The 11,728-nt window shown below is 39.9% G+C and carries 10 protein-coding genes; all 10 read left to right on the forward strand.

Annotation, left to right across the window (positions count from 1 at the left end; all coding sequences use genetic code 11):
• Window positions 1-133: 133 nt before the first annotated feature.
• The 10 genes from DFQ12_RS16705 to DFQ12_RS16750 all read left to right on the forward strand — a co-directional run bounded on the left by DFQ12_RS16705 (window position 134) and on the right by DFQ12_RS16750 (window position 11,636).
• Window positions 134-757, forward strand: a complete 624-nt coding sequence (locus tag DFQ12_RS16705) for a 3'-5' exonuclease (protein ID WP_167457299.1) — start codon at window positions 134-136, stop codon at window positions 755-757.
• Window positions 754-2,679 (forward strand): DUF294 nucleotidyltransferase-like domain-containing protein, encoded by a 1,926-nt coding sequence (locus DFQ12_RS16710; RefSeq protein WP_244211766.1) that lies wholly within the window; start codon window positions 754-756, stop codon window positions 2,677-2,679. The genes DFQ12_RS16705 and DFQ12_RS16710 overlap by 4 nt, the downstream gene beginning before the upstream one ends.
• Window positions 2,680-2,868: 189 nt before the next feature.
• A complete protein-coding gene (locus DFQ12_RS28395) occupies window positions 2,869-3,519 on the forward strand; it encodes a hypothetical protein (RefSeq protein WP_244211767.1) in 651 nt (216 codons plus the stop codon).
• A gap of 365 nt (window positions 3,520-3,884) precedes the next feature.
• Entirely contained in the window at window positions 3,885-5,387 is a 1,503-nt protein-coding gene (atpD, locus tag DFQ12_RS16720) for a F0F1 ATP synthase subunit beta (protein WP_120260203.1), read from the forward strand.
• Window positions 5,388-5,496: 109 nt separating this feature from the next.
• Complete coding sequence (gene atpC, locus DFQ12_RS16725) at window positions 5,497-5,745, forward strand: ATP synthase F1 subunit epsilon (protein ID WP_028071934.1); 249 nt, start codon at window positions 5,497-5,499, stop codon at window positions 5,743-5,745.
• Between the two features lie 396 nt (window positions 5,746-6,141).
• Window positions 6,142-7,032: a branched-chain amino acid transaminase gene (locus tag DFQ12_RS16730; RefSeq protein ID WP_120260204.1), complete on the forward strand. Its 891-nt coding sequence runs from the start codon at window positions 6,142-6,144 to the stop codon at window positions 7,030-7,032.
• The gene (ilvD, locus tag DFQ12_RS16735; protein ID WP_120260205.1) at window positions 7,016-8,716 is read left to right on the forward strand and encodes a dihydroxy-acid dehydratase; all 1,701 of its coding nucleotides are present in this window, start codon (window positions 7,016-7,018) and stop codon (window positions 8,714-8,716) included. Before DFQ12_RS16730 ends, ilvD begins: the two co-directional genes overlap by 17 nt.
• Before the next feature lie 102 nt (window positions 8,717-8,818).
• Window positions 8,819-10,561: a biosynthetic-type acetolactate synthase large subunit gene (ilvB, locus tag DFQ12_RS16740; protein ID WP_120260206.1), complete on the forward strand. Its 1,743-nt coding sequence runs from the start codon at window positions 8,819-8,821 to the stop codon at window positions 10,559-10,561.
• Between the two features lie 8 nt (window positions 10,562-10,569).
• Window positions 10,570-11,160: an acetolactate synthase small subunit gene (ilvN, locus tag DFQ12_RS16745; protein WP_070570155.1), complete on the forward strand. Its 591-nt coding sequence runs from the start codon at window positions 10,570-10,572 to the stop codon at window positions 11,158-11,160.
• Between the two features lie 14 nt (window positions 11,161-11,174).
• On the forward strand, window positions 11,175-11,636 hold the full coding sequence (locus DFQ12_RS16750) for a DinB family protein (RefSeq protein WP_120260207.1): 462 nt from the start codon (window positions 11,175-11,177) through the stop codon (window positions 11,634-11,636).
• Window positions 11,637-11,728: the final 92 nt, after the last annotated feature.

The following is an 11,728-nucleotide window of genomic DNA, read 5'->3' on the forward strand; positions in this document are numbered from 1 at the left end:
ACGAAAACTAAAATATACCATTCCATCGGCTCAACTGTTATGAACTGTTATGGGCTTTTGAGAATACCTTTCTTGTCATTGCATATAAAAAGGATTTTAACTAAGTTTAGCTAGAATTAATACACTGAAATTTTTGAAGAAATATCTTTTATTCCTGGATACCGAAACCTCTGGCTTGCCAAAAAAATGGGATCGAAAATATACGGATAGTGAAAACTGGCCGCATGTACTCCAATTGGCCTGGATTATTTTTGATGAAGAACAGCAAGAGGTCAAACGTAGCAATAAATATATCTATGAGCCATTGATTCCGATCAGTCCGGCTTCTGAACAGATCCATGGTCTTACACCCTCTTTTTTGATGAAACATGGTGAAAAGAAGAAGGATGTACTCCGCAAGCTCGCTCACGATATCAAAAAATACCAGCCTCAGCTGATTGGCCATTTTCTTTCTTTCGACCTCCAGGTGCTCTGTGCGGAATACCATCGGGTGAACTTACCGATTCCGTTTTATGGGTTGAATTACTTTTGCACCTTGTTACACAGCAAAAAATATGTGCGCAACCCCAACATGGTACACCTTCCATTGGCCTTACTACACGGAGCACTGTTCTCCGAAGCCCCTACAGCAATACACAATGCCGAAAAAGATGCTGCGATTACAGCAAAATGCTATTTTGAAATGGTGCAGCGGGCGGAGCTCAGTGAAGAGGATATCAGCAAGCAGCAAGGAGAATTCAATAACATCTTATCATGATATCTACTATGAAAAATGCGGAAGACATCCTCGCCTTGCTAAAGTCAACCCACCCCTTTCAAGTGCTACCCGAAACTGTTCAGATCAGTCTGATTGAACTGATGTATCCCTACCGTTTCACAAAAGACACTTTGGTCTATCGGCAGAATATTACCGACATGGAAGGCGTCGACCTTATACAGAAAGGTGAATATAAAACTTTTTTCTTAGATAGTTCGGACAACAAAAGGCTGATTGAAATCCATCATACCCCCTACTGTTTTGGTGGAATCTCCGTATTATTGAATAGAACAAAAGCACTCAAATCTGTTATTGCGAAAAAAGGAACGGTCATTTATCGGTTGCCACGGAAGAATTTTATTGAACTCTGCAATGCCAATGAAGAATTCTTTCAATTCTTTACCAATTCCTTTGGAAAACGGATGTTAGATGAAGAGTTCGCCCATTTTGTTAAATCACCAGCCAGCTTCGAGGAAAGCTATTTTGCAGCCGATCAGCTCTATTCCCGCAAAATCGAACATATTGTATATAAGGATATTGTTGCTTGTACTTCCGATACCCCAATTCATGAGGTTGCACGAACCATGGCTCAGCATAAAGTAAGCTGTGCGTTCATCAAAGATGAGGACCATATCATTGGCTATGTCACCGACATGACCTTGAGAGACCGTGTTATAGCACAACAGGTAACTGCCACAGTAGCTATCGTTTCGGTCATGGACAACCCCATAGTCAGCATTTCCAATCAGGCCTACCTGTATGAAGCTGTACTCAAAATGTTTCATACTAAGTCCAGGTATCTGCTCGTTGAAAAAGAAGGTAAATACGTCGGCTTTCTAAGTCGCAATCGGCTCCTAAGCGAACAGGGACAATCTCCGCTGGTTTTTATCCAATCGGTAAAGCTTGCTGAAACAGGCGAAGAGCTACGTGATAAATGGAACAATGTCCCCGAAATCATCCATCAATTATTGGCTAGAGGGGTTAATGCCGAAATTGCCAATCAAGTCATCACCACCGTTGCAGACAGCATCGCCTTAAAGGTGATCGAGAAAGTTATCAAAGCAATGGGCGAACCACCGGCCAAGTTTGTATTTATGGTCACAGGAAGTGAAGGACGCAAAGAGCAGACACTAATGACTGACCAGGACAACGCTATCATATATGAAGACAGGGCCAACGAACAGCGAGAATATGTAAGAGATTATTTTCTAAAATTTGCGCGTGAGGTTTCTGACCAGCTGAATACCATTGGTTTCAGCTATTGTACAGGTGGGTATATGGCTAGCAATCCCGAGTGGACACATTCCCTTTCCCATTGGAAAAACAATTATAAGATGTGGATTGAAGAAAGCATTCCGGAGAATGCGATTAAGTTCTCCACCTTTTTCGATTGTCGGAGGTTATATGGTGATCAGCACATCATTGACCAACTGAAAGACTTTCTGACAGTCGAATTGCGGAAACCCAACGAACGATTCTTTGCGTTCATCGCGAAAAATGCGTTGCAATACGAACCACCGCTGACTTTTTTCAAAACAATAAAAACGCAAACCATAGGGTCAACAGAAGTATTTAATATTAAGAAAGCAATGACACCCATCGTCGACCTCGTGCGTGTCTATGCGCTGAAAAATCAAATTTATGAAGAGAACACCGGCGGTAGGTTGAAAGCATTGTTAAATCTTGGAATATTTACTCAAGAACAATATGATGAGCTTCATCAATCCTATTATTACCTGATGTCCATTCGGCTGAAAAACCAAACGAATCAGATTCGGATTGCGAAGTTGAATCCAGATAACTATATTGCGATAGAAAACCTAACAAAAATTGAGAAAGCTACATTAAAGGAAATATTTAAAACAATAGGCAATTTCCAATTGGGCATCAAGTTGAAGTTTACAAATAATATTTTCGGATAATAGCAGAACAATCAGGGGGCAAGTCGCACATTGAATCTATTTTAGTTTTATTGTCCTTTAATGGTTTAATGAAATATATTTCACTTTCAATTTTCGTTTTTTCAATAATTCCTTATATTTATCACAGGCATATGCTAGCTTTGTAGCTGGAATATCCGGATTAAACTTATTATAATAACGATAAACAACATGAGCAAATTGAGATTAGCATTTGTATTCTTTACGATTTTATTTATTTCATCGTACACTTTATTACAGGCTCAAACTCCTGCAGCAGCGCCAGTTACTGCCACTCAGCAGGCCAACGACGCTTACAAATACAGCCCAGATGGATTAAGAAAAGGGAGTTTGGCAAATCAGTTTGATCACTTAAATTATATATCAAAAAACAATTATGATTTCAAGATGGTCCGCAAAACCAACCTTGATATTGTAAAAAAGAACGTTGTTGATACTGTAGCCAAGTTACGCAAGGAAATCAATACCTTAAAATCTTCATCCAGCAACTATACCTCCAATACCAAAAACTTACAGGATTCTATTCAGATACTAAAAGATCAGCTTGCGCAGGAACAGCAAAAAACAGATAGTTTTTCGTTCTTGGGCATCAATACATCCAAAGGTTTTTATAGTACAGTGGTCTGGACCATCATTGGAGTCTTAGCTGTCGCTACCTTTATCTTCCTATTCTCTTATCGGAAAGCCAAGGTTGACACCGTAGAATTTCAAAAAACAGCGGAACAATCGCAAGAAGAATTTGCGACATTCCGTAAAAAGGCGATGGAAAAAGAGCAATTGCTGAAACGTCAATTGCAAGATGAATTAAATAAAAAGATATAATATAGTCTCCAAAAGACTATACTCGGCTATTCTTATCGACCTGAAGCGGCGCTTAATCGTAACCTCGCTTCAGGTCGATCACATTTAGATACCATGCGAATCTAATTGTATGTCCATTCGAAAAAGGAAGGGCTGATGTTAAAAAATAGATGACCAATATGTCGGAAAAAGTATATTTGTGGCTTCAAGAATCGAAACTAACAGAATTACAAGAGATAACATTTTGACCTCCATTAATAAAATTGTAATTTAATTGCAAATTCTATTTGTTTTTAAAAACGAATAACCTTATTTTTGCTGACCAAAAAAGAGGCCTTTTATGTCTCTTATATAAAATTGATTAATAAATATTTAGTCCCTATAATATGCCCAAGATTGGTAAAATAGCGCAGATTATCGGCCCAGTTGTTGACGTCAACTTCGCCGACAGTGAAAATCTACCTAAAATTTACGATGCATTGTACATTCAAAAAGAAAATGGACAACGTGTTGTATTGGAAGTTCAACAACACTTAGGTCAGGATCGTGTACGTACAATTGCCATGGACGCAACTGAAGGTTTGGTTCGCGGAATGGAAGTTGTTGATACTGGTGCTCCTATCAAAATGCCTGTTGGTGAAGAAATCAAAGGTCGTGTATTCAATGTAGTTGGTGATGCCATAGATGGTATCCAAAATTTGAGTAAAGAGAATGGTCGTCCTATCCACAACGTCCCTCCTAAATTCGAAGATCTATCTACTGAATCAGAAGTACTTTTTACTGGTATCAAAGTTATTGACCTTTTAGAACCATATGCTAAAGGTGGTAAAATTGGTTTATTCGGTGGTGCCGGTGTAGGTAAAACTGTATTAATCCAAGAGTTAATCAACAACATCGCTAAAGGTCACGGTGGTCTTTCTGTATTTGCTGGTGTAGGTGAACGTACACGTGAGGGTAATGACTTATTGCGTGAGATGTTGGAATCAGGTATCATCAAATATGGTGAGCATTTTATGGAAGGCATGGAAAAAGGCGAATGGCCTTTGGACACTGTTGACCACGAATTAATGAAAGACTCTAAATGTACTTTCGTATTCGGTCAAATGAATGAGCCTCCAGGTGCACGTGCACGTGTTGCTTTGTCAGGTTTGACTGTTGCGGAGTATTTCCGTGATGGTGATGGCGAAGGTCAAGGTCGTGACGTTCTATTCTTTATCGATAACATCTTCCGTTTTACTCAAGCAGGTTCTGAAGTATCCGCACTTTTAGGCCGTATGCCTTCAGCAGTAGGTTACCAACCAACCTTAGCAACAGAGATGGGTTTGATGCAAGAGCGTATCACTTCAACTAAAAACGGATCGATCACTTCAGTACAAGCGGTATATGTACCTGCCGATGACTTAACTGACCCTGCTCCAGCGACAACATTTGCTCACTTGGATGCAACAACAGTATTGTCTCGTAAAATTGCTGAGTTAGGTATCTACCCTGCTGTGGATCCTTTGGATTCTACATCTCGTATCCTTTCTCCTGCTGTTTTAGGTGCTGAACATTATGATACTGCACAACGTGTAAAAGAAATTCTTCAACGTTATAAAGAACTACAAGATATCATCGCCATCTTAGGTATGGACGAGTTATCTGAAGAAGATAAATTAACTGTTCACCGCGCTCGTCGTGTACAACGTTTCTTATCACAACCTTTCCACGTAGCAGAGCAATTTACAGGCTTAAAAGGTGTATTGGTAGACATTAAAGATACCATCAAAGGCTTCAATATGATTATTGAAGGTGAAGTCGATGAATATCCAGAGGCTGCCTTCAACTTAGTAGGTAACATTGATGATGCTATCGAAAAAGGTAAGAAATTATTAGCAGAAGCAGTTTAATTTAGATATTAGACCATAGATATGAGATAATAGACTTTCGATTATCTCATATCTATTTGAAAACCTAAAGTTCTCAAATCTCATATCTCAAATCTTATATCTAAGAATAATGAAATTAACAATTATCACTCCCGACAAATTGGTATACGAAGGCGAAGTAACATCTGTTACCGTCCCTGGTTCTGCTGGTTCTTTTCAAATTTTGAAAGACCACGCGGCAATTGTTTCTACTTTGGAAGATGGAAAAGTAATTATTCAACAAGGTAAAGGTGGACAAGAAGTGTTCATTAAAGGTGGCGTCGTGGAAGCAAAAGACAATGTCATTACCGTGCTTGCTGAAGGAATTATCGGAGATTAAATCAATTGATTTTAAAATATTGAAAAGCTTCCGGTAGAAATATCGGAAGCTTTTTTTTTAAAGTTTTTTTGACAATTTCTTCATTTTAGGAAGAAATTTGCCCTTTGTAACAAAAAATAATTTTTTGACCATGTAGACCAATTTTAAATACGGTATACGACTAACAAAATTTAAAACCGAACAAACCAAAGAATAACAGTTTAAAATTTTTTAAAACATAAAAATTTAAAATTTTATTCTAAATAGAAAATTAGCACTTTAGCTATTGCCAATTATTGTAATTCCTGCTACCTTGAGGAAATGAAAATCGAAGGTTTTTACCAAGGCCTGAGATAGCATGATTTACCAGCAAAAAAACCAAAGAGGGAATTATTTAAATAAGGTAAATTTTGGGTTATGAAATATTACGACAAGAACACATTGATTTATTTAGACGGAGCTTTTGTAAAAGCTTCTGAGGCTGCATTGAATCCTTTTGCACAATCGCTTCATTATGGCTATGCTGTATTCGATGGTCTACGCGCGTACAATACCCACAATGGCCCGCGTATCTTTAAGGCGGACAAGCATTTTGACCGATTAAAGAAATCTTGTGAAGCGGTTGGAATTCCTTATCAATGGAGCAACCGTGAGCTAATTGACAAATGCTATGAGCTTTTGGCCGTAAACAATTTACGGGAGGCTTATATCCGCCCACTAGTGCTCACAGGATCCAATATGCACCTGACCTCCTCTACAGAAGCTAATCTAATGATTGCCGCCTGGGAATGGGGACCTTATCTTGGTCAGAACCTGCTCCGTGTATGCATCTCTGATATCAAAAGACCTAATCCAAAATCTTTTAAAACTGACTCGAAGATATCAGGGCAGTACGTAAACTCTATTTTGGCAACAACAGAAGCTATTAACAGAGGTTTCGACGAAGCACTTATGCTTGACCATGAAGGTTTCGTCGCGCAAGCTTCCAGTGAGAATATTTTTATTGAGAAAGATTTCAAAATCTATACTCCACCGGCAAAGAATATATTCCCCGGCATCACAAGGCAGACCGTTAAAAACATCTGTAAAAAGCTGAATTTCGAAGTCATTGAAAAACAATTGACAGTAGAAGATATCTATACTGCAGATAGCGCATTCCTCTGTGGTACTGCAGCAGAAATTATCGGAATCAAACAAGTCGACGATGTGATCTATCAAGAAGAGTGGGAACACAGTATAGGTGCGTCGATACAAAGAAGATATAAAAATTTAGTATTAGAGAACGAAAATTATGAAGTCATTATCTAACGGCGAAAATGCAATGAACAAATACAGCCGTACATTTACACAAGACGAAACGCAACCTGCTGCTAAAGCGATGCTTTATGGTATCGGTTTGACAGATGCCGATATGGACAAGGCGCAGGTCGGTATTGCCAGCATGGGATATGATGGTAATACGTGTAATATGCACCTCAATGATTTGGCACAAATCGTCAAAAAAGGTGTTTGGAACAATGACTTAGTGGGTTTGACCTTTGGCACTATCGGTGTCAGTGACGGTATGAGCAATGGTACAGATGGTATGCGTTACTCATTGGTCAGTCGTGATGTAATCGCTGATAGTATCGAAACGATCTGTGGCGGTCAATATTACGATGGTCTGATCTCTATTCCTGGATGTGATAAAAACATGCCCGGTGCTATTATCGCAATGGCCCGTTTGGACCGCCCGTCTTTAATGGTCTATGGTGGTACAATTGCACCTGGACATTATAAAGGTGAGGAATTAAACATTGTCTCTGCCTTTGAAGCCTTAGGACAACGCATCTGCGGTAATCTCTCCGATGAAGATTACGAGGGTATTATCAAACATACTTGTCCCGGTGCCGGTGCTTGTGGTGGTATGTATACTGCAAATACAATGGCTTCCGCAATTGAGGCATTGGGAATGAGCTTGCCTTACTCTTCTTCTAATCCGGCAATCTCTGAAGCAAAGAAAAATGAATGTTTAGATGCGGGTAAATACATCCGTACCTTACTGGAAAAAGATATTAAACCTTCCGATATCATGACGCGTAAAGCATTCGAGAATGCATTACGTGCGATCGTTATCTTAGGTGGAAGCACCAATGCGGTACTTCACTTTATTGCAATCGGCAAAGCGGTAGGCGTTGACATTTCTCAGGATGATTTCCAACGTATGAGTGATGAAACACCGGTACTGGCAGATTTTAAACCTTCCGGTAAATACCTAATGCAGGATCTTCAACAATATGGTGGAACTCCTGCCGTAATGAGATATCTTCTGGATGAAGGTTTACTGCATGGCGATTGTATCACTGTAACTGGCAAAACGGTTGCTGAAAATTTAGCTGATGTAAAATCCATTATGGCGTATGATCAGCCTATTATCAAACCGTTGAGCGACCCAATCAAAGCAACAGGACATTTACAGATTCTTTACGGAAACCTAGCTGAAAAAGGTTCGGTAGCAAAAATATCGGGTAAAGAAGGAGAAAAATTCACCGGCCCTGCACGTGTATTCGATGGCGAACATGACTTAGTCGCTGGTATTGCCTCGGGTAGAATTAAACAGGGAGATGTGGTCGTTATTAAAAACGAAGGCCCAATAGGCGCTCCAGGTATGCCTGAGATGCTTAAACCAACTTCATTAATTATCGGTGCTGGTTTAGGTAAATCCGTGGCATTGATCACAGATGGTCGTTTCTCTGGTGGAACGCATGGTTTCGTCGTAGGTCACATTACACCTGAATCCTACAAGGGTGGATTAATCGGCTTGGTGCATGATGACGATATCATCGAGATTGACGCTGTTAATAATACAATCAATGTGAAACTTTCTGATGAGGAGATTGCACAACGTCGTGCGGCTTGGGTACAACCTGCATTAAAAGTGAGCAAAGGTGTGTTATACAAATATGCTAAAACCGTGGCTGACGCTTCAGAAGGATGTGTGACAGACTTATAGAAAAGTAAACAGTTCAAATTAAAAAATGGAAAGACTGTCAAGCATTTGGCTTGCACAAGAAGAATCTTAATACTCAATACTAATATTTCAATACTAATCAATATGAGTACACTGGAAATAACAGAAAATAAGGCCGCTAAAGAGCAGCAAACTCCGACACAGATTTCGGGATCAAAAGCTGTTTTGGAAGCCTTATTGAGCGAAGGAGTTGATACCGTATTTGGTTATCCTGGAGGCGCAATTATGCCAATCTATGATGCCCTTTATGATTATACGGATCGTCTGAAGCATATTTTAGTGCGCCATGAACAAGGTGGAATCCACGCGGCGCAAGGTTATGCAAGAACTTCAGGTCGTACAGGTGTCGTCTTCGCGACAAGTGGTCCTGGAGCAACAAACCTAGTTACAGGACTGGCTGATGCCATGATCGACAGTAACCCGATCGTCTGTATTACAGGCCAGGTCTTTGCTTCACTATTGGGGACAGATGCTTTTCAGGAAACAGATGTCATCAATATTACCGCACCGGTCACGAAATGGAACTACCAAGTCACCGACGCTACTGAAATTCCAGCTGCACTCGCAAAAGCATTTTATATCGCCAGCACCGGTCGTCCAGGCCCGGTACTGATCGATATCACCAAAAATGCGCAAATACAATTGTTCGATTACTTCGGTTACGAAAAATGCAATCACGTACGCAGTTATAGACCTGCACCGCAGGTCCGCAAAGAGTATGTGGAGCAAGCTGCTGAATTAATCAACAATGCAAAAAAACCATTTATACTTTTCGGTCAGGGAATTATTTTAGGTAAAGCCGAGGCGGAATTCAAAGCTTTTATCGAAAAGACGGGCATTCCTTCCGCAGCAACTGTCATGGGATTGAGCGCCCTTCCAACGGACCACAAACTTCATGTTGGTATGCTGGGTATGCATGGCAATTATGCACCAAATGTCATGACCAATGAGTGTGATGTTTTAATCGCAATCGGTATGCGCTTCGATGACCGTGTCACAGGCCGATTGGACAAATATGCCAAACAGGCGAAAGTGATCCATTTGGATATTGACCCTGCTGAGATCGACAAAAACGTACAAACTACAGTACCGGTATGGGGTGATTGTAAAGAATCACTTCCAATGCTTACCGAATTGGTAAATGCTGTGGATCATTCTGCATGGTTAGCACAATTCCGTCAGCTTGAACAGGAAGAAATCAAAGAAGTCATCCAAAATGAACTTCATCCGCAAACGGATATCATGACCATGGGTGAGGTAATTAATGTATTGAATGAATTGACTGGTGGTGATGCCATTATCACAACAGATGTAGGTCAGCATCAGATGGTGTCCTGTCGTTATGCTAAGTTTAACAACAGCAAATCCAATGTAACATCAGGTGGATTGGGAACCATGGGCTTTGGTCTTCCGGCTGCGATCGGCGCCTGGTACGGTGCACCAGAGAAAACTGTTGTTGCTATCATCGGTGACGGTGGTATCCAAATGACCATTCAGGAATTGGGAACTATCATGCAGTTTGGCGCGAAGGTGAAAATCATGATCTTGAACAACGAGTTCTTAGGTATGGTACGTCAATGGCAACAACTGTTTCATGACAAGCGCTATTCATTCGTGAATATCACCAGTCCTGACTTTGTTGCAGTTGCCAAAGGATATTATATCGATGGACAGAAAATTTCAGAACGCAAAGATCTTCGCAATGCCCTTCAGACCATGCTTGAACACGATGGTGCTTACCTATTGGAAGTTATGGTAGGAAAGGAAAACAATGTATTTCCGATGGTTGCACAAGGAACATCCGTATCAGAGATCCGCTTAAAGTAAAGTTTAAAATGGAAAAACAAGAATATACCATTACCCTATATACAGAGAATTCTATCGGTCTTATCGGCAGGATCTCAACGATTTTTTCAAGAAGAAAAATCAATATCGAAAGCTTGAATACCTCCCCTTCTGAAGTAGAAGGCATACATCGGTTTACCATTGTCATTACAGAGGCTGAAGATGTTCTGCGCAAGCTTTGTCGCCAGTTGGAAAAACAGATTGATATTCTTAAAGCCTACTATAACACCAATGACGAGGTGATCTGGCAAGAACAAGCTTTATATAAAGTCCCTGCAGACGTTGTCAATGAGAAGGTATATGTTGAACGTTTACTACGTCAATATGGTGCTAATGTGGTTGTGATCCGTAACGATTATATCGTTTTCGAAACTGCAGGTCACCGCGAGGAAATCGATAAGTTGACAGAAGAATTAACCAAGTATGGTTTGATCGAATTTGTACGGGGAGCACGTATCGCTATCATTAAAGATAGCGCCGGTTTCCACTCCAAATTGGTCCAGTTTGAAGCAAAGGAACCCTCGATAGAAATTGTTGAAAATGAATATCTCGACAAACGGGATGATGTATTTACGATGTAAGCTTTAATAGTAATATGCAAGAAACATTTAAATTTATCTTACAGGCACGCCAAAAATTCATTGAATTGGTGGATAGCCTTTCCATAGAGCAACTCAACAAAATCCCTACTGGATTTAATAATAATATTATCTGGAATTTCGGACATATCGTCGTGAGTACACAGACTTTAGTCTATGTTCGTACAGGTGTCAAAGCAGACACTTCTTGGGTGAAATACAACGAAGATTACAGAAAAGATACTAAACCCACACGTTTTGTGGAGCAGGCTGAAATTGATGAATTAAAAGCAATCGCTATCCAAAGTATCGAACAGATCGCCAAAGACTACGAAAATGGTATTTTCGGAGAGATTACCTCTTTTTCAACCGCGACCTATGGTTATCCAATGAATACAGTTGAAGATGTTATCGCTTTGACCTCTGGACATGATAATGTTCATTATGGCTATGCTTTGGCACAACGCAGATGTTTATAAATTAAAAAAATAGAAATTAAAAAATAAAAAGAGAAGAAAGAAAGCTGGTAAGCCATAAGCTAGAAAAACCAAAATCTCAATTCTCATATCTC

The sequence above is a fragment of the Sphingobacterium detergens genome (assembly GCF_003610355.1).
Lineage (GTDB): Bacteria > Bacteroidota > Bacteroidia > Sphingobacteriales > Sphingobacteriaceae > Sphingobacterium > Sphingobacterium detergens.